This is a genomic window from Paracrocinitomix mangrovi (assembly GCF_019740355.2).
Classification (GTDB): domain Bacteria; phylum Bacteroidota; class Bacteroidia; order Flavobacteriales_D; family Crocinitomicaceae; genus Paracrocinitomix; species Paracrocinitomix mangrovi.
Genome location: NZ_CP091819.1, coordinates 2,506,995 through 2,528,572, shown reverse-complemented (window position 1 = coordinate 2,528,572; position 21,578 = coordinate 2,506,995). Strand labels below are relative to the sequence as shown.

Annotated in this window: 18 protein-coding genes and 1 tRNA gene; 10 read left to right on the top strand and 9 right to left on the bottom strand. The window is 35.1% G+C overall.

What is annotated here, in order from left to right:
• Window positions 1-68 precede the first annotated feature (68 nt).
• From tig to K6119_RS11665, 3 genes are all read right to left on the bottom strand, one after another.
• A complete protein-coding gene (gene tig, locus K6119_RS11675; protein ID WP_221831887.1) occupies window positions 69-1,403 on the bottom strand; it encodes a trigger factor in 1,335 nt (444 codons plus the stop codon).
• 109 nt (window positions 1,404-1,512) lie between these two features.
• Window positions 1,513-1,594, bottom strand: a tRNA-Leu gene (locus K6119_RS11670).
• Window positions 1,595-1,722: 128 nt separating this feature from the next.
• Window positions 1,723-2,787 carry a hypothetical protein gene (locus K6119_RS11665; RefSeq protein WP_221831885.1) on the bottom strand — a complete coding sequence of 355 codons (1,065 nt, stop codon included), beginning with the start codon at window positions 2,785-2,787 and terminating at the stop codon, window positions 1,723-1,725.
• A gap of 115 nt (window positions 2,788-2,902) precedes the next feature.
• On the opposite strand from K6119_RS11665, the gene K6119_RS11660 reads away from it, so the two are divergent.
• From K6119_RS11660 to K6119_RS11650, 3 genes are all read left to right on the top strand, one after another.
• Window positions 2,903-4,060 carry a 1-deoxy-D-xylulose-5-phosphate reductoisomerase gene (locus tag K6119_RS11660; protein ID WP_221831883.1) on the top strand — a complete coding sequence of 386 codons (1,158 nt, stop codon included), beginning with the start codon at window positions 2,903-2,905 and terminating at the stop codon, window positions 4,058-4,060.
• Between the two features lie 63 nt (window positions 4,061-4,123).
• The gene (locus K6119_RS11655) at window positions 4,124-5,680 is read left to right on the top strand and encodes a T9SS type A sorting domain-containing protein (protein ID WP_221831880.1); all 1,557 of its coding nucleotides are present in this window, start codon (window positions 4,124-4,126) and stop codon (window positions 5,678-5,680) included.
• A gap of 1 nt (window position 5,681) precedes the next feature.
• Complete coding sequence (locus tag K6119_RS11650) at window positions 5,682-6,104, top strand: hypothetical protein (RefSeq protein WP_221831878.1); 423 nt, start codon at window positions 5,682-5,684, stop codon at window positions 6,102-6,104.
• Window positions 6,105-6,147: 43 nt separating this feature from the next.
• Here K6119_RS11650 and K6119_RS11645 read toward each other — a convergent pair whose 3' ends face one another.
• Window positions 6,148-6,981 (bottom strand): hypothetical protein, encoded by an 834-nt coding sequence (locus K6119_RS11645; protein WP_221831877.1) that lies wholly within the window; start codon window positions 6,979-6,981, stop codon window positions 6,148-6,150.
• 117 nt (window positions 6,982-7,098) lie between these two features.
• Here K6119_RS11645 and K6119_RS11640 point away from each other — a divergent pair, with 117 nt between their 5' ends.
• Window positions 7,099-7,482, top strand: coding sequence for a DUF7793 family protein (locus tag K6119_RS11640; RefSeq protein WP_221831875.1), 384 nt, complete (start codon window positions 7,099-7,101; stop codon window positions 7,480-7,482).
• Here K6119_RS11640 and K6119_RS11635 read toward each other — a convergent pair.
• From K6119_RS11635 to K6119_RS11625, 3 genes are all read right to left on the bottom strand, one after another.
• Window positions 7,479-10,421, bottom strand: a complete 2,943-nt coding sequence (locus K6119_RS11635) for a leucine--tRNA ligase (protein ID WP_221831873.1) — start codon at window positions 10,419-10,421, stop codon at window positions 7,479-7,481. The genes K6119_RS11640 and K6119_RS11635 overlap by 4 nt on opposite strands.
• Window positions 10,422-10,484: 63 nt before the next feature.
• Window positions 10,485-10,847, bottom strand: a complete 363-nt coding sequence (locus tag K6119_RS11630; RefSeq protein WP_221831871.1) for a hypothetical protein — start codon at window positions 10,845-10,847, stop codon at window positions 10,485-10,487.
• 70 nt (window positions 10,848-10,917) lie between these two features.
• Window positions 10,918-11,523 carry a superoxide dismutase gene (locus K6119_RS11625; protein ID WP_221831869.1) on the bottom strand — a complete coding sequence of 202 codons (606 nt, stop codon included), beginning with the start codon at window positions 11,521-11,523 and terminating at the stop codon, window positions 10,918-10,920.
• A gap of 152 nt (window positions 11,524-11,675) precedes the next feature.
• Between K6119_RS11625 and K6119_RS11620 the strand changes: the two genes are divergently transcribed.
• The 3 genes from K6119_RS11620 (at window position 11,676) to K6119_RS11610 (ending at window position 16,418) form a co-directional block, all read left to right on the top strand.
• Window positions 11,676-12,005: a hypothetical protein gene (locus tag K6119_RS11620; protein ID WP_221831867.1), complete on the top strand. Its 330-nt coding sequence runs from the start codon at window positions 11,676-11,678 to the stop codon at window positions 12,003-12,005.
• An 82-nt stretch (window positions 12,006-12,087) separates the two neighbouring features.
• On the top strand, window positions 12,088-14,778 hold the full coding sequence (locus K6119_RS11615; RefSeq protein ID WP_221831865.1) for an AsmA family protein: 2,691 nt from the start codon (window positions 12,088-12,090) through the stop codon (window positions 14,776-14,778).
• Between the two features lie 44 nt (window positions 14,779-14,822).
• Window positions 14,823-16,418, top strand: coding sequence for a sensor histidine kinase (locus K6119_RS11610; RefSeq protein ID WP_221831863.1), 1,596 nt, complete (start codon window positions 14,823-14,825; stop codon window positions 16,416-16,418).
• Here the strand turns inward: K6119_RS11610 and mce are convergent.
• Both mce and K6119_RS11600 read right to left on the bottom strand, forming a co-directional pair.
• A complete protein-coding gene (gene mce, locus K6119_RS11605) occupies window positions 16,415-16,813 on the bottom strand; it encodes a methylmalonyl-CoA epimerase (RefSeq protein WP_221831861.1) in 399 nt (132 codons plus the stop codon). The genes K6119_RS11610 and mce overlap by 4 nt on opposite strands.
• 77 nt (window positions 16,814-16,890) lie before the next feature.
• Complete coding sequence (locus K6119_RS11600) at window positions 16,891-17,697, bottom strand: hypothetical protein (protein WP_221831860.1); 807 nt, start codon at window positions 17,695-17,697, stop codon at window positions 16,891-16,893.
• A 213-nt stretch (window positions 17,698-17,910) separates the two neighbouring features.
• Here K6119_RS11600 and K6119_RS11595 point away from each other — a divergent pair, with 213 nt between their 5' ends.
• The 3 genes from K6119_RS11595 to K6119_RS11585 all read left to right on the top strand — a co-directional run bounded on the left by K6119_RS11595 (window position 17,911) and on the right by K6119_RS11585 (window position 21,577).
• On the top strand, window positions 17,911-19,656 hold the full coding sequence (locus tag K6119_RS11595) for an ABC transporter substrate-binding protein (protein ID WP_221831857.1): 1,746 nt from the start codon (window positions 17,911-17,913) through the stop codon (window positions 19,654-19,656).
• A gap of 5 nt (window positions 19,657-19,661) precedes the next feature.
• Window positions 19,662-20,786 (top strand): radical SAM family heme chaperone HemW, encoded by a 1,125-nt coding sequence (hemW, locus tag K6119_RS11590; protein WP_221831854.1) that lies wholly within the window; start codon window positions 19,662-19,664, stop codon window positions 20,784-20,786.
• A gap of 302 nt (window positions 20,787-21,088) precedes the next feature.
• On the top strand, window positions 21,089-21,577 hold the full coding sequence (locus K6119_RS11585; protein WP_221831852.1) for a GAF domain-containing protein: 489 nt from the start codon (window positions 21,089-21,091) through the stop codon (window positions 21,575-21,577).
• The last annotated feature ends 1 nt before the right edge of the window (window position 21,578 follow it).

Sequence of the window (21,578 nt, the reverse complement as noted above, 5' to 3'; positions counted from 1 at the left end):
AAAAAATAATACCTATAAAGATAGGTATTATTTTAAAGTATAAAGTCCAGAAAATTTATTCTAGATAACTAGTTGCTATAAGCTTGCTCAATAAACTTTTCGTAAGGCAAAGCTTTTTCAGTCAAAGTAACAGCCTCTTTCAAATGAGCCATTATTTTGTTGTTGTACAAGTTATCGTAAATTCTATTTGCTTCTTCTTGATTTGACAACACGTTTTTAGCTTGTCCGTCTAATTGCTCATCATCCGGAGCAGGCATGCCGTATTGAGCGTATTGATTAACCAACAAACTTTTTGTGTAATCAACTGCCTCCTGTGGATCAACCTTAATGTCGTTGTCTTTGATGATTTTATTCTGAATCAACTGCCATTTCAAGCTTTTCTTGTAGTTATCAAAATCAGCTTCAATTTGGTCAGAAGTTATTTCCTCTTTTGCAGATGCTAAAATCCATCTCTTTAAGAATTCTTCAGGTAAATCAACTTTAGTTTTGTCAACTAATTCATCTACCATTTTTTGGTTCAATATACGATCAGAATCGTTGGCAAACATGTTTTTTAAGTCTGCTTCAATTCTCTCTCTCAATTCTTTTTCAGACTTCACATTTCCTTCACCAAATAATTTGTCAAAAAGTTCTTGATTCACATCAGCAGGAATCATTCTTTTGATTTCAGTGATTTTAAAGTCGAATTTAGATTTCAGTCCTGCCGCTTCTTCTTCAGTGATACCCAACATAGAAGCCATGTCTTGTTCACCTTTTGAAACTTTTTTAGGATCAATGTTGATTACATCACCAACCTTTGCACCAATAAATTTCTTTTGAGTGGCTTTATCTTCAACGTATTCCATTGAAATAGTTGAGTTGTTTTTGATTTCACCTTTTACTTCAGTGAACTCACCCATCACCATATCTCTTTCACCAACAGCTTCTTCAGAAACTAGTTTTCCGTATCTTCTGGCAAGGTTCTCAACTTCTTTATCAAGCATGTCCTTGTCTACTTTTACAGTAAGGTGCTCGAATTTATTTTTCTTAGATAATTTAAGATCGAATTCAGGAGTGATTCCAATCTCATATACAAATTCAAACTCAGTTGGATTGTCAAAATCACCTTTTACCTCTTCATCTTCTTTAGGAAGTGGATTTCCTAAAATATTGATGTTATTTGAAGTAATAAAATCATGAAGTGATTGACTCACCGCTTTATTCAATTCTTCTGCTAATACTGCTTTACCGTATTTCTTTTTGATAAGACTTATTGGAGTTTTTCCAGGTCTGAATCCGGGCATGTTTGCCTGTTTACGGTAATCTTTTAAGGTATTTTCTACCTTATCTGCATAGTCTTCAGGAGCAATTTTCACTCTTAAAACTGCATTTAGCGCATCAATTTTTTCCTCAACTACGTTCATACTTTACTTTTTTGAACAATTAAAATTTGCATTACAATCGCAACTTGTGCGAAAAAAAAATGGTCCCCTCCAATCCCGACTCAAATCGGAATGAGATGGGACCACAATGTGCGGGTGGAGGGACTCGAACCCACACACCTCGCGGCACTAGATCCTAAGTCTAGCGTGTCTACCAATTTCACCACACCCGCAATAATATAGATCATTTGCTGATCATTTTTCCCAAACGCTTTTGGGGCTCGCCTAAATATCTGAAACAGTAAAAATTCAGACGGGCGCGCAAATTTAAATAGTTTTTTTGGTTATCGCAATATTTATATCAAGGTTTTCTTGCAGGAAAGATATATGTGTAAGAAACGTGCGGCATTGGAATAGGAGAGAAAAAGCCATCTACTACATATAAAGAACCACCCAATAGCCATTTATTTTTCGGACTTTTTCCAAATCTTACTGAAGCTCCAACTGACATACCAAAAGAATTTTCAATCAAAACTGCTGTAGCATCACAAACCAATGATGAAGAATTTGTGAAAGCATACTGTCCTCCTACATTAATAAAAGGTCCGTGGTGATATGCCATATCTGCTTGAATTGGAATGAACATTTGTGTGTTAGGGTCCCAGGTAAAACCATTGTTCCAGTATTCATGAATAAATACGTAACCTCCTTTTACAGAAAAGTTGTTTATTCTGTCTCCAAATGTTGCAGTAAAAGACATAAATCCTGCACCATCTCTAATTCCTCTTCCTAACCATGTGCCAAATGCCATAGTACCATAACCTGCATCTAAAGACATCCTGAATTCATCTGAAACAGGAAAGCTAAATTTGGTTTTAAGCGCAGCCGGTGCTCCAAAAAATGAGGCTATTGCACTTACAGACCAGTTTTTGGTCAATGGTAGTCCACCTTCTATTCCTACAAAAGTTGTTTTTAAATAAGCTTCTCCCTTTCTCAATGGAAATGCGTTATCTGAATAAATGTTTTTTGTAGAATGATAATTAGCATAAGTTATGGTATCATCCGGATGTACCTCTTTTTTGGTTTTTGGATCAACTTCTATAGGTTCTTCCTTTTCAATTTCTACAACTTCTTCTTTAACAGTATCTACTACCGTTGTTTCCTTAACAACTTCCTCTTCTGCTTCTTCTTTAAAAGGTTTGATTTCCTTAATCAAGTGTTTAGGGATATACATTAAACCTACTTGATCTGATCTCAACAATATTTCTCTGGCATCATCTTTTTCAATAGTTCCAGTGTATGTTGCTCCGTCATTTTTTATAACGGTAACTTTTGGATTCACCTTTGTGGTATCTTCTTGTGAAAAGGCCAATTGGGTTGAGAAAACCAAAGCAATAAGGATCAATATTTTAGATAGTGCTTTCAAAAATTTTCTTTTGTAAAATGCTTAACGCATAAATTTAGATAAACGTATAGTTGATCAAGAATAAATACTTTACTTTTTATAACATTTTAACTTTACTTAAAGTTACTTTTGCCTCATGCACAAGAAAAGATTGGCGATATTAGGATCTACAGGATCCATTGGAACTCAAGCCCTGGAGGTTATTGAGAATTATCCCGATCAATTTGAAGTTTCTGTGCTCACTGCCCATAATAATGCTGATTTATTAATTGAACAAGCACTAAAGTTCAAGCCTAATTGTGTGGTTATTTCTAATGAAGCGCTCTATGAAAAAGTAGAAAGCGTATTGTGGGAAGAAGATATAAAAACCTACACTGGTGCTACTGCATTAGAAGATGTTGTGCAAATGGATGAGGTGGATTTGGTTGTTGCAGGTATTGTTGGATTTGCAGGATTAAAACCTACAATTAAAGCAATTGAAGCAGGTAAAAATATTGCACTAGCCAATAAAGAAACATTGGTTGTTGCTGGAGAAATAATTACCAAATTAGCACGTGAAAAGGGAGTTAATATTTATCCGGTTGACTCAGAACACTCGGCGATTTTTCAATGCATAGTAGGAGAATTTCAAAATCCAATTGAAAAAATTTACCTCACAGCTTCAGGTGGACCTTTTAGAGGATATACTTCTGATATGCTTAAACAGGTAAACAAGGAACAAGCCTTGGCGCATCCTAATTGGCAAATGGGAGATAAAATCACCATTGATTCTGCAACAATGATGAACAAAGGCCTTGAGGTGATTGAAGCTAAATGGCTTTTTGGATTGCATACACAGCAAATAGACGTAATTGTTCACCCTGAATCAATTGTACATTCTTTGGTGCAGTTTAGGGATGGTGCGATAAAAGCCCAAATGGGTTTACCGGATATGAAATTACCTATCTTGTTTGCCATGTCTTACCCAAACAGGTTGGAGACAAATTTTGAAAGATTTAACTTCATGGATTATCCTCAACTAAATTTTGAGAGTCCCAACAAGGAGGTTTTCACCAATTTACAATTGGCCTATGAGGCTTTGGCAAGAGGTGGAAATATTCCGGCTGTTTTAAATGCAGCAAATGAAGCTACTGTTGATGGTTTTTTAACAAACCAAATAGCCTTTCATCAGATAGCTGAAATCAATGAAAAAGTCTGTCAAAAGGTATCTTTTGTACAAAATCCGGGTCTAGATGATTTAGTAAAATCGGATAAAGAAGCTCGCATTTGTGCGCGTGAATTGTTCAATGCTTGATATCTAGCTGATTTTAAGCTATATTTGTTTGCCTTGTAGCTATTTAGCGCTAAACTTTAAGAAATGAAAAAAACATTCGTACTTGTCTTGATGACGTGTTCAGCTATTTATTCTAAAGCCCAGACAATGTGGGCTGAACACGCAGCTGAAGTTTTTTATAATCATTGTACAGAATGCCACAACCCTAATGGGATAGGGCCTATGTCTTTAATGTCTTATGCAGATGCGGTGACATATGCTCCTTTGATTGAATCATATGTGGATGCCGGTATAATGCCACCGTGGACAGCAGATACAGGATATCAGCATTTTTCTCAGGAAAGAGTGTTGTCTGCTCAGGAAAAGCAAATCATTTTAGATTGGATTCAGGATGGTACGCAAATGGGTGATTTAGGTCAAGCACCTCCGCAACCTGTATATAGCAGTGATCAAGTTTTACCCGGAGTACCGGATTTAGTGGTTACCGCTCCTAACTATATGAGTAAAGCAACTTCTTCAGATGATGATTATGTATGTTTTGTGATTCCATCTAATTTATTGCAAAACAGAAAAGTAAAGGCATTTGAAGTAATCCCGGGTAACAGACAAATTGTACACCATTGTCTAGTTTATAGTGATGATACCGGATGGCCGGCAACAGATACTTCTGGAAACTGTGCGGGTCCTGTTTCAAGTACACTTATGGGTGGATATACACCTGGATCTTCTCCGATTATTTTTCCTTCTACGGCTAATTTTTCGGCTGGAATGGAGTTAACTGCCGGAACGGACATTGTTTTGGCAATGCATTATCCTGCGGGAAGTTATGGGGAGTTTGATCAAACTAAAGTGAATTTTTATTTCTATGACGAACCGGTAAATAATTACAGACCTGTTTCTTGCGAACCTATTATTCAAAATTGGTCTTTTTCAATACCGGCAAATAGCTTTGATACTATCACAGTTGCAAGTGGTGCTATTCCAAATGACTATACCATGTTAAGTGTTTTTCCTCACATGCATTTATTAGGTCATTATATTGAATCATGGGGAGTAACATCTGGTAATGATACTTTGAATTTTGTTAGAATTCCTCAGTGGGATTTTGATTGGCAAGATTTTTATTGGTTTGAGCACATGCAACATATTCCTGCCGGAACAAACATTTTTGGAAAAGGGATATGGAACAATACTGTAACTAATCCACATAATCCAAATAGCCCGCCAATTACTGTAGGCGCTGGATTAAATACTTCAGATGAAATGTTCCTGATCTATTATCATTATATGGATTATTGGGCGGGAGATGAAAATATTAATATAGATAGTTTAACTACTGAGTTTTTGAATTTTGGTGGAGAAAATCCGCATCATTCAGATGTAATTGTTTATCCAAATCCATTTGATCAATCCACTACTATTACATATCATCTGAATTCAGCTTCTTTTGTAAGTGTCTACATATATGATATGCAAGGTAGAATTATCAATAAATTGATTAGAGAACAACAAGTTTCGGGAACACATTCTATTAATTGGGATGGTAATGACGGTGAAGGAAAAGAAGTTGGTTCTGGTATGTACGTTTATTCAATGATGATAGATGGTAAATCATACACCGGTAAAATTCTGAAGAGATAAAATGAATCCATATTTAAGAAATACATTGGTTGTTATAGGAGCGCTAATAATTGGCTCGGTGGTTAATATGGGGATTATTTCCATTTCACCATCAATTATTGCTCCACCTGAAGGAGTTGATCCAACAGATATGGATAACATTGCAGCCAATATAGACAAGTATGAGTTTAAGCACTTTTTAATGGTGTTTTTGGCACATGCATTAGGAACTTTGGCGGGTGCGTATTTTGCGGCAAGATTGGTAACAAAAGCTCCAGCTTTTTTTGGATTTCTAATCGGTGTAATTTCCTTAATCGGAGGTATTGCTGCCGCTAAAATGATTCCGGCACCTATGACGTTTATAATTATTGACCTTGTTTTTGCTTATTTGCCATTTGCATTAATTGCTAATGTAATGGCTCGCAAGAAACGAAGTGATTGGTAAAAGAATAAAAAAAGAAAAGGGACATGTTAATGTCCCTTTTTTATTATCGTCTTCTTCCTGCTCGTCCTCTATGAGAGGTTTTTGATCCGGCTTTTACATTTGGAGATTTTCCACCACCATTGCTTGTTTTGTGATGAGGATGATGTGAATGATGATTTTTGTGATGTTTAATTCTAACTGCTGTTCTTCTTTTCTTCACATAGAAGCCATGAGCTTTTGTACATCTTCTGACCTTTACTACATGAAAATGTGCATGATGATGGGCGTGAAATCCGTGATAAACTCCCCATCTGTAAGGTTTCCATGGTCTCCACCATTTTGGATAAATTCCCCATCTGTATGGAGATCTCCATCTTACATAGGTGGGTCCGTATACAAATCTCACACTGGGCCAAAGCCACACATTGACAACTACAACATTTGGCATCATTAGCCTTTTGGTGATAGCCTCATCTTCTTTTGGCTCAACTATGTAATCTGTGCCATAGATTTCTTCATCACCTACTATTTGTATGGTGGCTTGATTATCTCCTGATTTCTCTAATTCGATAACTGCAACATCTTGTGTTTCATCATCTCCTTCACCTAAATCAATTCTCAAAATAAAAGCATGTACATCATCTTCACCTTCGTCGTGAACTTGAATGTAATCTACTTCATCATCCTCATTTAAATCCAGGTTATTAATTTTTTGGTCAGGATCGTTGATAGTTTTTTCGAATGCCTCAATACTTTCTGCATTTTTGAATGCATCTAGTACGGCAAACAGATCAAGGTTATCGCCAATTTCTCCTAATGAATCTTTCTCTTGAGCAAAGGATACAGTTTGCATCCAAAGCATAGTTGCAATTGCAACAGTGAATTTTAAACATTTCATAGCCAATCTTTTAAGTTTTTGTTTTTTGACATACATTTAGCTAAAAGGTTTAATCATTTAGGTTAAAAATATTTTGCCGGTGGAATATTCGATTATCTTAGATTCATAATTAGCGAAATGCCAATTGAAAATAAAATCATAGAAACACGTACAGAAAAAGTGTATTTCAAAAATGGAATCATGTACTGTATTACGAAATCTGTTCCCAAGCATAATTTAGAAGATGCTAAGGAAAATGTGCGCGCTACTATTGAGATATCAGAAGGCACTGATTATCGTTTATTGGTTGACATTAGACAGTCAAATTTTGTAAGTAGAGACGCAAGAAGTTATTACATATCAGACAACAACAAAGGCGTAAAGGTTTGCGCATTTGTTATTGACAATGCTGTAAGTAGGATTATTGGTAATATGTTCATGGGGTTCAATAAACCCTCATTCCCTGTAAAGCTTTTCAGTTCAACTGAGAAAGCAGAAGAATGGTTAAGATCTTTTAATTAGATTACCACATTCACAATTTTACCAGGAACCACAATCACCTTTTTAGGGTCTTTACCTTCTAACCACTTTTGAGATTCTTCAGCTGCTAATACTTCTTTCTCAATATCCTCCTTAGATAAGTTGGTAGGCAATTCAATTTTAAACCTCATTTTACCATTAAAAGATACCGGATAAGCATGTGAAGCTTCTACTAAATAATCCGGATTAAAGCTTGGCCATTTGGCTTTAGTAACACTTTCAGTTTCTCCTAATCTTTGCCACAATTCTTCAGCAATGTGAGGAGCATAAGGTGATAATAAAATCACTAATTCTCTCAATACAGCTTTGTTGTTGCATTTTTGATCAGTTAATTCATTAGTGGCAATCATAAAATTTGAAACAGCTGTGTTGAACGAAAATCTATCCAAATCATCTGTTACTTTTTTGATTGTTTTATGTAGTGTTTTTAAGGCATTTTTATCCGCTTCACCTTCACTAAGGTTGAGGTTGTTATCTGCATCATGGAACAGTCTCCAAAACTTACGTAAAAAGTTGTGTACTCCATTAATACCTTGGGTATCCCATGGTTTTGATTGCTCTAAAGGACCCAGGAACATCTCATAACAACGCATTGTATCCGCTCCAAATTTTTCACAAAGAACATCTGGATTGACTACATTGTGCCAACGCTTTGACATTTTATCTACTTCGTATCCACAACCGAATGTATTGTCCTTATTACGGATAAAAAGTGCATCTTTTAAATAATTGAATCTTGGATCCTTTGCAGCCTCTTCAATATTTAGAATGTCATTTTCTACATATTCAATTCCAACGTGATGAGTAATTATGTTGGGTCCAAATTCAATTTTAGTCTCTTTTGGAATAGAAGAGCTAATTTCTTCTGGATACAATTTCCATATTTCCTCTTCTAAGGTTTCACTATTCAATTCATTCAGTCTTTCAGCCGATATAAACAGTCCATGTTTAACATTAAATTTTCCAAAAATTTCAGCAACTTTGGAACCTACGAAGGAACCGGTTCTGCTTTGGGGAACTATTTGGTAGATTAGACTACTTCTCCCCAAAATCATCCCTTGATTGATCATCTTCTTGAATGGCTCATTAAAAGTAATGTAGCCCATGTCAAATAAGAATTTCGTCCAGAATCTGGCATACAGTAAGTGTCCAGTTGCATGTTCCGAACCACCTATATACAAGTCAACTTGATTCCAGTATTCAGCCTTTTCTTTAGACACAAAAGCCTGCTCGTTATGCGGATCCATGTATCTTAAAAAATACCAGGATGATCCTGCCCAACCAGGCATGGTGTTGTATTCCATGTGATCACCGTCAAACTCAATATCCCATGCTGATTTAGGAGCTCTTGCCAATGGCGGTTCACCATCTTCAGTTGGTAGATATTTATCTACTTCGGGCAATTTTACCGGTAGTTTATCATCCGGAATCAAGTGAGCAATGTCGTTTTTATAATAAACAGGAAATGGCTCTCCCCAATAACGTTGCCTTGAGAATACTGCGTCTCTTAGTCTGTAATTGGTTTGTCCCTTACCAAAGCCTCTTTTTTCAATTTCATCAATGGCAGTTTTGATAGCCTGTTTTGCCGGTAATCCGGATAAGAAATCTGAGTTGGCTATGACTGCAATGTCTTTGTCATCAAATGCTCCTTCAGTGATATCTGCATTTTCAAATATGTTTGGAATCGGTAATTCAAAATGCTTGGCAAAATCCCAGTCTCTTTGATCTCCACAAGGTACCGCCATTACTGCGCCCGTACCATAACCTGCCAAAACGTAATCCGCTATCCAAACAGGAATTTGCGCACCAGTAAATGGATGAATGGCAAATGCTCCGGTAAATTGTCCAGAGATATTTTTTACATCAGACTGTCTGTCTCTTTCAGTTTTTAAACTTGTTTGTTTTCTATAGTCTGCAACTAAATCTGCATACTCGGCAGTTGTAATTTGTTCAACCAATTCATGTTCTGGTGCTAATACCATGAATGAAACACCAAAAATAGTGTCAGGTCTAGTGGTAAATACCTCAATATCCCCTTCATGACCATCTAATTTAAAATGAACTGAAGCTCCAACTGATTTACCAATCCAATTCCTTTGCTGTTCTTTGATTGAATCTGACCATTCAATAGTTTCTAAATCGTTTAATAAACGCTCAGCATAGGCTGTAATACGCATTGACCATTGTTTCATGAGCTTTTGCTCAACAGGATGTCCACCTCTTTCTGAAACGCCGTCTTTTATTTCGTCATTCGCCAATACTGTTCCTAAAGCAGGGCACCAGTTAACCCATGAATCAGCCAAAAAGGTAAGACGATAATTCATCAATACATCTTGCTGTTCTTTTTCAGAAAAAGATTTCCATTCTTCAGCAGAAAAAATATCTTTTTGATCATTAGGAGCATTGACCTTAGCATTACCTTCTTTTTCAAAAATGGAAACTAGTGAGTCAATGTTCTCAGCTTTGTTTGAATCGTTGTTGTACCAGCTATTATAAAGTTGTTTAAAGATCCACTGTGTCCATTTATAGTAGGCTGGATCTGAAGTTCTAACTTCACGATCCCAGTCAAATGAGAATCCTAGTTTATCTAGTTGTTCTCTGTATCTATTAATGTTTTGTTCAGTGGTTAATGCAGGATGCTGTCCCGTTTGGATGGCATATTGCTCAGCAGGCAAACCAAAGGAATCATATCCCATTGGATGCAATACATTGAATCCTTTTAATTTTTTGTATCTGGCATAAATACAAGATGCAATATAACCCAGTGGATGTCCTACATGTAAACCTGCTCCAGAAGGATAAGGAAACATTGATAATCCGTAGTACTTAGGGGTATTTTTATCTTCTACTGCAGCATAAGTTTTATTTTCTGCCCAGTATTTTTGCCATTTTTCCTCAATGGATAAAAAATCGTATTCCATGTAATTTGCCTGAATTTGAAGGGCAAATTTAATAATTAAAACTGCTTGAGATAAAGGCTTTTTTTAGTTATTCGGATATCCTTGTTCCAACCAGCACTTCATTGTTTGTAATTCTGCTGTTGTAAGCGAGTCAATTCCCCATGTATTTGGCATTACAGGCATGGTTTTATCAATGAACAATTCCACTTCCCAAGCACCACTTACTATGAAGTTTTTAATAGATCCATAATTGTCAATCCAGGCATCATGACATCCTGTTCCGGGACCTATGTGAGTTTTGCAAGAAGTTTCGATAATGGGGCGGATGTTATAGTGATAAGAGATGTCAAAGCATTCATCTCCACTCGTTTTAGGTTGCGTTTTGTCTTTGAGACAAGAGGTCAATACAAGAAATAACCCAAAAAATATGAGTGTAGCCTTTTTCATGAACTAAAAATAAAAAAAATACCCACTCATTACAAGGAATAAGTGGGTATCATCTAATGATTGGTCAATTTTATTTATTGTCCGCGTATCTTTTAGATACTTCATCCCAGTTAATTACATTGAAAAATGCATTAATGTAATCAGGGCGTCTGTTTTGATATTTTAAGTAATATGCATGTTCCCATACATCTAATCCCAAAATTGGAGTTCCACCACAACCTACAATATTCATTAATGGATTGTCTTGGTTGGCAGTTGAACAAACTTCAACTTTTCCACCAGGATGTACGCAAAGCCAAGCCCATCCAGAACCGAATCTAGTTGCTGCAGCATTAGAGAATGCTTCTTTAAATCCGTCAAATGATCCAAATGATGCGTTAATAGCGTCTGCTAATTCTCCGGTAGGTGTACCACCACCATTTGGTGACATTACTTCCCAGAATAAACAGTGATTATAATATCCACCACCGTTGTTTCTTACTGCTGCATTGTCAGCACAATTTGCTAAAATATCTTCTATTGATTTTCCAGCGAAATCTGTTCCTTCAATGGCTCCATTTAATTTAGTTGTGTATCCTGCATGGTGTTTTCCATGATGGATTTCCATAGTTTGTTTGTCAATATGTGGTTCCAAAGCGTCAAACGCATATGGAAGATTTGGTAATTCAAATGCCATTTTATTTTATGTTTTTAATGATTAATAATAAAATCTATGATTGTTATCAAAATTAACAAGTTTATTGAGAACGATTCTAAACAAAATCATAAAATTTAGTCAAGAACTATCAGAAGTTTACTTATTTTTACTTTGAACCAAATTAAATAACAATGAAAAAGAGTTTTTTGTTTATCGGCGCTTTTATTTTTTCAATTTCTATGATTTCTTGTGGTGGAGAAGAAGAGTCTACTACAGAGCATGAGTCGGAATCTTTAGAGCAAGAAATTGAAGAAAATGCAAATGGTATTGAGAACGTAATGAATGACGCTATTGATCAAATTTCGGATAAAGTTGGAGAAGAAATCGCAGATCCAAATTCTGACTTGAACAAAGCAATTGATACTGTATCTGAAGATCTAAAGGATAAAGTAGTAAAAGAAATTACTACTGAAGCACAAGACATTAAAGAAGAAACAATAGAAGGAAACAGAAAAAAATAAGTTTCTGTACTAACTGCCTGGGGTTGATAAACTCTGTAACTACAGAGAAAAGGTGCGATATATTCACATAACTTCATAGTTTGTGAGAAAAGCACTCAAAATCCTTCGCAAATTCCTCTTTTGGATATTCTTTGTCAGTTTATTTCTGACAACGGTTGTTACTGTCTTGCTTCATATTTATGAAGATGACATCAAGCAATTTGCTATTGATGAGCTGAATGATCGGCTTACTACGGATGTAGAAGTGCAAGACATTCAGCTCTCTTTTTTTCATGACTTTCCAAATGCATCTGTAGAATTCAAGAAAGTATTCATAGCTGATGCTTTTCCTGAAATTGAAAGTGATGACACCCTTTTTTATGCTGAAAAAATGTTCTTCAATTTTAACTTGATGGACTTCTACTCAGGAGATTATCAAGTAAGAAGAATTAATGTATATGATGGTTGTTTATATTTAAAAACCGCCAAAGATGGCCAGGCTAACTTCAACATTATAAAGGACCGCGAGGAGACCCAGGAAGAAAGCAAATTTGAGTTTATGCTCGAGCTTTTAAAAGTTGAGAATTTTAAATTCAGGTATAAAAATTTGGCTGCAAGGCAGTTTTATGACCTTGACATCCATAAAGGTCTGTTTCAAGGTGATTTTTCTGATGATCAATACAAAGTAATTGCTGAAACTGAAATGAAAATTGAAAGGGTAAAAAGTAATTCCTTTAATTTGATAACGGATAAAGAATCTAATCTAAATCTTGAGTTGGATGTAAATACAATTGCCAAATCTTACACTTTTAAAAAAGGTGATTTGTTGGTTGAAAAAATGCCTTTTCATCTAACCGGAATTATTGATTCAACCTCCATTGATTTAGAATTATCAGGAAATGAAATTGAGTTGGCTGATCTTGCCAATAGCCTGGTTGATGAAAAAATGGAAAAGGTTAAATCCTATGAAAGTGAAGGAATCATAAGCTTTAATTCTAAAATTCATGGCCCATTATCAGCTATTCAAATGCCGGCCATAGAAGCTGAGTTTAATATCAAAAACGGGAAAATATCTGAACCTGAAAGTAAGCTAACTATAACTGATGTTTACTTTGAAGGTCATTATCAAAATGCCCAAGAGGGAAGGAAAGAAGAAATGAAGCTTGAAAATGTGCAACTGAGATTATTAGACAGTTATTTTAAAGGTAGAGCTACCATAAGTGATTTTGAGGAGCCAACATTGAATACCGCCATGGAAGGAGATTTACGATTGGATAAGTTCCACCAATTTTTCAATTTTAAGAATGTAGAAAAATTGGGTGGACAATTGAGCTTGAATTGTAGAGCTGTTGTAAAATTCTTTGACCCTCAGTACAATCAAAAAAACTTTGATGTGCTAAAATCAGATGGTTCTTTTATATTAAAAGATGTGCTTTACAAGGGAGTTAATGATGACATTACTTACAGAAATATGAGTGGTGAAATTGTCTTGTATAATAAAGATGCAGGTGTTAATCAGCTTCAAATTAAAACCGCTAAATCTGATATTCTGGTAAATGGATCAATGAAAAATTTTATGCCTTTCCTTGACGGGACAGGTAACCTGGGTCTAATTGCATCCATTGAATCTAACAATCTTGATTTGAATGAATTCATGGCTAATCCAGAACCTGAAGAAAACAAAAGGCCAAAGATTTTTGAACTCCCGGCAAATTTGAACCTCAATGTTGATTTATCAGTTGCCAACTTACATTGGGATGGTCATCAATTCAATACGATTAATACCAACTTGCTAATGGCTAGTAGGGAAGTAAAATTGAATAATCTTGATTTTGGTTTGCAGGGAGGTAAAGCACACGGTAATCTTGTAATGAAAAACAGAATGGAAAAAGGAAACATTATTGACGGTAAGCTGACCTTTAATAATGTAGATGTAAAAGGACTGTTTAAAGATTGGGATAATTTTAAACAAAGCAGTATCACAAGTCAACATATAAGTGGAACGGCATCTGGCAGTATAGATTTTTTACTGAGTTTTAATCCATACTTTTCACTCAAGGAAGATGAGTTGTATGCCAAGTGTAATCTTAAAATCAAAAATGGTGAGTTAAATGAGCTTGAAACCATGAAAATGATTACGGATTACATGAGATCAAATAAAGGTTTAAAACTCATGCTCAACAAACATATAGATGCTTTTGAAGATAAGTTGCTTCATTTAAAGTTTGCAACAATTGAGAATGAAATTACCATCAAAGATCGTAAGTTGATAATACCTAAAATGACCATTGGATCAAATGCCCTGGATGTTGATTTGTTTGGTTGGCACAGTTTTGACAACATGATAGATTATCATTTTAGTTTCCGTTTCAGAGAGTTAAAGGAGCAGGTAACAGAGAACGAATTTGGTATAATTGAAGATGATGGATTAGGTTTAGTGATTTACTTAAATATGAGTGGTGATTTATTTGATCCAACTTTTGCACTGGATGGAACAGAAAGAAGGAAACAAATCAAGGAGAGTATTGCGGAGGAAAAGCAAAATGTTAAGTCTATCTTAAAAACAGAATTAGGTTTCTTTAAAAAGGATAGTACGGTTCAGAAAATTGAGGAAGACAACAAAGAGGAAATTAAATTTATCATGTATGATGAAGAAGATGAACAGTCTCAAGATTCAATACCCGGTAAAATAAAGCGAAAAGACAAAACAAATGATTTCAATAAAACGTTGTTGAAGTATTTTAAAGCTGATACAACACAAAAACAAGAAGAAATCATCTATGATATGAATTAGAATAATTCTATACTTGTTACGTTAACAGGTGAGTTTCTGATACTATGAATCTTTATCATAAAAAACAACGTTGGAAAATTGCATTGCTGGGAGTAGCTATTCTATTGGTGGCTGTATCCTTGTGGTTTTCTTTTCGGATAGTAGATAAAGTTCAGCAAAGAGAAGTTGATAGAATTGAACAATGGGCAGATGCTGTAAAGAGAAAATCTGAGTTGGTGAGTTTAACCAACAATGCATTTGATGAATTAAGTGATGCATTAGAATCTTTAAAAGAACGTGACAGACAGAAAGTTGAAATGTGGTCATTGGCAATTCAAGAAGTTAACAAACCACTTGAGGATTATTCATTTGTCGTAGAAATTATCAAAGGGAACAATGATATTCCAATAATAATTACAGACAACAAAGAGGAGGTGATTTCAAGTTATAACCTATCTGCCTTAGATACTAGTATCAATAGGATGCTGCGCACTTCATACTCTAATGAAAAAAAGTCTTTTCAGGATTCACTTAAACGCAAAGCAAAAAAGGATAGTTTAAATAGTTACAAGGAGTTTTGGCGTAAAGATCATCCACCTTTGGAAATTGATTTAGACTATGGTGATAAGCAGATGGTTTTTTATTTTGATTCTATCTTTTATAAAACTCAAAAGCTCACTGCGCTTGAATATAGCAGGGATTCATTAATTGATGCTTTTAGTGATGAATTGGTTACCAATGAATATTTAGTACCTGTATTATTTGTTGATGTTGTTACAGGAGATGTCATTGCTACAAATAGAGAAGATTATGATTCAACTAATGCAGCGTCATTGATACAACAGTTGAGAAGTACTGGGGATTCTATTGTTGTAGAGTTAAGTGGAGATAGGTCAGGAGTAATTTATTATGAGCATTCAGAGGAAATTACGCAAATGAAGTTTTTTCCAATTGTTCAGTTCTTCATAATTGGATTGTTTGTGTTGATTGCGTATTTGGCGTTTTCAACTTTCAGAAAGGCTGAGCAGGATCAGGTTTGGGCCGGAATGGCAAAGGAGACAGCACATCAATTAGGAACACCAATTTCTTCATTAATGGCGTGGAACCAATTGTTAGAAGCAAAAGGAACTGATGAGTCTATAACTAAAGAAATCAATAAGGATATTGATAGATTGAATATGGTAACCAATCGTTTTTCTAAGATTGGTTCGCAAGCTGCCTTAGAAGAGCAAAATATTGTTGAGGTAGTAGATCATGCTATATCCTATTTAAAGAACAGAATTTCATCCAAGGTGGATTTACAGTTCGTTGCTCAGACGGACAAGATAATGGTTCGATTAAATGAAGCATTATTGGAATGGGCAGTTGAGAATATTGTCAAGAATGCTGTTGATTCAATGGAATCTAATGGAAATATTAAAGTTACTGTTAGCCAGCAAGAGGATGATGTCTTTATAGATATTGAAGACGACGGAAAGGGAATTCCGGCCAATAAAATTAAATCAGTGTTTAGACCGGGTTATACAACCAAAAAACGCGGTTGGGGACTTGGGTTATCTTTGGTCAAAAGAATTATTGAAGAGTTTCACAATGGCAAAGTCTTCGTTTTAAATTCTGAAGTTGGTAAAGGAACAACCTTTAGGATTCAATTACCCGTTTAGGATTTTTCCTGACACAATTCTACCAACACTCCATTTGTAGATTTAGGATGTAAAAAAGCAATTCTTTTGTTGTCCGCCCCATCTTTGGGAGTTTGATGAATTAATTGATATCCCGCTTCTGAAAGTCTTTTTATTTCTGCATCTATATCTGCTACTTCAAATGCCAGGTGATGTATCCCTTCTCCTTTTTTTTCAATAAACTTATAGATGGCGCTTTCTTCATTGGTGGCTTCTAATAATTCAATTTTAGATTCACCAACTTGAAAAAAAGAGGTTTTAACTCCTTCTGAAGCTACCTCTTCAATTTTATAATGAGGTTTATTAAACAAGGTTTCAAAAAGTTGATTGGCAGACTCCAGGTCTTTAACTGCAATTCCAATGTGTTCTAGTTTCATATTGTAAAGATAAAAGTTTGGGCATAAAAAAACCCGATTAGCAAAAGCTAATCGGGCTTACAAAACTTTTTAAAACCCTATGTTTTGATGAACTTCTCGTTCTTATTATCGTAATTAATATAGTAAGCTCCTTTTTTGAGGTTTTCACAATTTACGGATGATCCCACCCCTTTCTTAACGATATTTCCGTAAGCATCATAAATTTCATACTTAGTTTCAACAGGGGTTCCTCCGGCAGTAAATTTAATTTCGTCTTTCACTTTTTTCGGATTTAGATCCGGTTCCTTAATATTAGGATTAGAGAAAGTAACTGCTTTAGAAGGTTTCTTTTTACCTGTGTGGTCTGTTTGAACCACTCTCACTTTGTTTTCACCTGAGTGAGGAGTAACTTGAAATTTGTAGCTATTCTCTCCAGAAGATCCAATTCCATCAACTTCACCAACTGCAACCCATTTGTTCCATCTGTATTGCTCAATAACGAAAGGAAGTTTTCCAGATTCACCTGTAGTTGTCCAAGTAAGAGAACCATCAGGTGTACAAGTAATGTCTCCAATTACGTAAGTACTTTTTGGCAATAATACTTCAGGATTTAAAATTTTTGGTTTGCAACCAATTCCATGCTCTAGAACGATAAACACAGGATCACCAATGTTTACGCTAAATTCCGCAAAATTAATTTCAAAAGCAGAAGATTGAATCCCGTCTGAGATTGGGTCTCCATTAACTGTTGCTTTTACAACACAAAAACCAAACCCATCCTCATCTTCAGGGTTCTGAACATATAAATTCTTGCCCTGGTAATGCCCTTCAATTGACAAATCTGCAAAGGAGTTGTAAGAGGCTCCCAGCATAAGGACAAACAGTAAGATAGTGTTTTTCAACATCATAGTAAGTTTAAACTCGTATATACTTATAAGTCAATGTGCAATATTAAAACTTCCCTCAAAGATAACCAAAATATTAAAGCTTTTTTTTATCTCGCAAACTTTTAATTACAATACACTCAGTATAAGTTTCAGAAATAGTGATAAATAAAATTAGTTTATATTTGATATTACTTTTATCATTGTATTTCCAATAAATTATCAAAAGGGATTATGAACAAACTGAATCATATCTTATTAGCAGGACTCGCAGCATTTGCATTTTCTTGCGGAGGATCGTCTGACGAAGGAGACCAAACTAACGAAAATTCTATCTATGGAGGAACATTTAGTATGCCTATGGGCAGCTACTATCAAAGCGTTCGTCCGGTAGAAATTCAAAAATTGGAAACTGCTCAAATTTATGAGCAGGTAATTGAAGGTTTGGTTAAATACAATCCTAAAACTTTAGAAATTGAACCGGCTATTGCGTCTGAATGGTCAGTATCTGAAGATGGTAAAACTTACACTTTTACTATTAGAGATGATGTTTATTTTCATGATGATGCTTGTTTCCCTGATGGAAAAGGAAGAAAATTAGTTACGGATGATGTTGTTGGTACTTTTAAAAATATCTACACGAAAGATCCTGAAAACAGAGCTTACCTTAATTTTAAAAATACAGTGGTTGGTGGTGAAGAATTTTACAACCAATCAGCTCAGGAAATTTCTGGGATAAAAGTAGATGGTCAAAAAGTTAATATTGAATTAGTTGAACCTAGTTCGGTTTTCTTGCAAAAATTAGCTACAACTTTTGCTGGAATTGTTCCTCATGAATCTCTTGAATTATCAGAGTTTCATCCAGTGGGTACAGGGCCATTTAAATATGATAAAAGTTCAAATTCTGAGTTGGTAAAATTGGTAAGAAATGACAATTTCTACATCAGTGATAAGGATGGAAACAAATTACCTTATTTGGATTCTGTTCAGTATAAATACTATGAGCATTCTGAAGATCACATGGATCTATTCTGGGAAGGAAAATTATCTTACATTCCTGGAGTTCCAATTACCAGTGTATCTGAAGTTTTAGAAGAAAGAATTGGTGATTTTGAGAGTGATCCTCCAAAATACATGTTGATTTCTGAACCACAATTGTCTACTACTTATCTTGAGTTTAACATGAATACTCCTGTATTGAAAAACAAAAAAGTAAGACAGGCTTTAAACATGGCAATTAACCGTAAAAAATTGGTGGAGAAAATCATGAAAAATCAGGCTTATGAAATTGGTAAATTCGGAATCACTCCTCCACTTCCTAAGATCTTTACAGATTACGATTTTGAAGGAATTGAAGATTTGTCATACGTTTATAATCCTGAAGAAGCTAAAAAACTATTAGCTGAAGCTGGTTATCCAAATGGAAAAAATTTCCCGACTTTATCTTTCCAATTTAGAGTAGGTAATGATCATTATTTGATTGCATCTGAAATTCAAAATCAATTGAAATCAGCATTAAACATCAATATTGAAATTGAAGGTGTTGAGTTCAATAAGTTAATTGAAAATCAAGCAATGGGAAGTGCTGATATCTTCAGATCTACCTGGTTTGGTGATTATCCAAATCCTGAAACGTTCTTGATTAATGCCTATGGTGGAATTGTTCCTGAAAGCATGGATGAGCCTTCATACTTGAACAGTGCAAGATATATGAATCCGGCTTTTGATGAGGCTTATGAAAGAGGAAGTAAAACTGCCAATAAAGAAGAGTCTTTAAAAGCATTTGCTGAAGCTGAAAAAATCTTAATGGAAGATCCTCCATTCATTATCTTATGGTATGGTGAGGATTTGATGTTGCTACAATCTGATGTTCGTGATTTACACACTAATGGAATGAGATATCTTGATCTTCGTTCAGTGTATTTCAAGAAAAGAGAGGCTAAAGACAAAGAAAAGGCTGAAGCTGAAGAAGGAGCATAGTTAAGATGTCCGGAATTTATGTGCACATTCCTTATTGTAAGGTAAAGTGTCACTACTGCGATTTTCATTTTTCAACCAATACAAAGGGTCAGTCAGAAATGATTGATGCCATTGTTATAGAACTCGAAAAACGTAAATCTTATCTGCAAAATGAAACGGTTGAAACAATTTATTTCGGCGGCGGAACTCCAAGTATTTTAAATAAAGAAGAGCTAAAGCGAATCCTGGATACTATCTATTCCAATTTTGAAGTAGCTGCGAATACAGAAATTACAATAGAAACAAACCCGGATGATCTTTCTGAAGCGAAGTTATCTGAGCTAAAAGAAATTGGGTTTAATAGATTGAGCATTGGAATTCAGTCATTTGATGATGAAGTATTACAAATGATGAATCGTGCGCATTCTTCTTTTCAAGCTACTGAATGCGTTTTGACAGCACAAAATTTAGGTTTTGATAATATAACGGTTGATTTGATTTATGGAATTCCCAATCAAACTATTGAATATTGGGAAAAGCAATTGCAAAAGTTAGTGGATTTAAATGTGCCGCATGTGTCTTCTTATTGCTTGACAATTGAACCAAACACGGTGTTTGGAAAACGATTTAAAAACGGACAAATAACAGTGCCAGAGGATGTTGAAACTGTGCAGCAGTTTAAAAAAATGCGCGAAGTTTTCAAAAAGTACGATTACGAACATTACGAAATCTCGAATTTTGCCAAAGAGGGATACATTTCAAAACACAATAGTGCCTATTGGTTAGGGAAAAAGTATCTTGGAATAGGTCCATCTGCACATTCATTTGATGGTAAAAACAGAGGTTGGAATATTGCCAATAATCCCCAATACATCAAGAAAATAATAGCTGGCGAAAACGTACACACCATTGAAGAATTAACTGAAAAAGACAAATTCAACGACTACATACTCACAAGACTCAGAACAAAATGGGGATTGAATTTAAATGAGGTAAAACAATTGGCCATGTTTCTGAGTTTAGATGATTTTAATAATACCTTGTTGCATCATCAAAATGAAGGACATATAAAGATTGAGGATGGCTTTGTATACCTCACAGAAGAAGGAATGTTGTTAGCAGATCAAATCTCAGCCGATCTTTTTGTCTAATGAGATTTTTTTAAAACCGGCATCTGCTAAGATTGAGTGATTTTGCATCCGCAAAAAGCGTCAAAAGCCGACCGATTGCACCTTAGTGCAATATTAAGGCTTTAGCTTTTGAGGAATTGGAAAATAGCAAATTAGCAGCCGCCGCCACAATGATTTTTTTGCTACTTTTTTCATCTAAGGGAAAAAAGTAGATGCAGATAAAAAGCAGAAATTTCCAGAAATGGTGAACAGGAATTAACAATCAAGTTAAATCTAAACTGATCTTTTATTTAAAACCGTAATTTTGCCCCTCTTACAATCCTATGGCAGAAGAATTAAAAATCACATCAGGCAGTAGACAAGAAGTTTACGAATCATTACTACCTCAAATTAAATCATTAATTGAGCCCGAAGATGATTTTATTGCCAATTGCGCAAATATTGCAGCTGCTTTAAGACAAACTTTTGGCTTTTTTTGGGTAGGATTTTATTTCGTAAAAAATCAGGAAGAACTAGTGTTAGGCCCTTTTCAGGGAGATATTGCCTGTACTCGAATTAGGATTGGCAAAGGTGTATGTGGTACCGCATGGGAGAAAGAGGAAACTATTGTTGTAGAAGATGTGGAGGCTTTTCCCGGACATATTGCTTGTAGTGCCTTAAGCAAATCAGAAATCGTAGTGCCAATTTTTAAAAATAATGTGGTTGTTGCTGTATTGGATATAGATAGTGACAAGCTAAATGATTTTGGAGAGGTGGATAAAATATATCTGGAGAAGTTGGCGTTAATCATATCCGAAATAATCGCGTCATAAT

Coding starts and splice junctions, on each gene's coding strand:
- tig (WP_221831887.1), bottom strand. CDS start 1,403: ATGAACGTAGTTGAGGAAAAAATTGATGCGCTAAATGCAGTTTTAAGA.
- K6119_RS11585 (WP_221831852.1), top strand. CDS start 21,089: ATGGCAGAAGAATTAAAAATCACATCAGGCAGTAGACAAGAAGTTTAC.
- K6119_RS11655 (WP_221831880.1), top strand. CDS start 4,124: ATGAAAAAAACATTCGTACTTGTCTTGATGACGTGTTCAGCTATTTAT.
- mce (WP_221831861.1), bottom strand. CDS start 16,813: ATGAAACTAGAACACATTGGAATTGCAGTTAAAGACCTGGAGTCTGCC.
- K6119_RS11595 (WP_221831857.1), top strand. CDS start 17,911: ATGAACAAACTGAATCATATCTTATTAGCAGGACTCGCAGCATTTGCA.
- K6119_RS11660 (WP_221831883.1), top strand. CDS start 2,903: ATGCACAAGAAAAGATTGGCGATATTAGGATCTACAGGATCCATTGGA.
- K6119_RS11640 (WP_221831875.1), top strand. CDS start 7,099: ATGCCAATTGAAAATAAAATCATAGAAACACGTACAGAAAAAGTGTAT.
- K6119_RS11650 (WP_221831878.1), top strand. CDS start 5,682: ATGAATCCATATTTAAGAAATACATTGGTTGTTATAGGAGCGCTAATA.
- K6119_RS11630 (WP_221831871.1), bottom strand. CDS start 10,847: ATGAAAAAGGCTACACTCATATTTTTTGGGTTATTTCTTGTATTGACC.
- K6119_RS11620 (WP_221831867.1), top strand. CDS start 11,676: ATGAAAAAGAGTTTTTTGTTTATCGGCGCTTTTATTTTTTCAATTTCT.
- K6119_RS11635 (WP_221831873.1), bottom strand. CDS start 10,421: ATGGAATACGATTTTTTATCCATTGAGGAAAAATGGCAAAAATACTGG.
- K6119_RS11625 (WP_221831869.1), bottom strand. CDS start 11,523: ATGGCATTTGAATTACCAAATCTTCCATATGCGTTTGACGCTTTGGAA.
- hemW (WP_221831854.1), top strand. CDS start 19,662: ATGTCCGGAATTTATGTGCACATTCCTTATTGTAAGGTAAAGTGTCAC.
- K6119_RS11610 (WP_221831863.1), top strand. CDS start 14,823: ATGAATCTTTATCATAAAAAACAACGTTGGAAAATTGCATTGCTGGGA.
- K6119_RS11645 (WP_221831877.1), bottom strand. CDS start 6,981: ATGAAATGTTTAAAATTCACTGTTGCAATTGCAACTATGCTTTGGATG.
- K6119_RS11600 (WP_221831860.1), bottom strand. CDS start 17,697: ATGTTGAAAAACACTATCTTACTGTTTGTCCTTATGCTGGGAGCCTCT.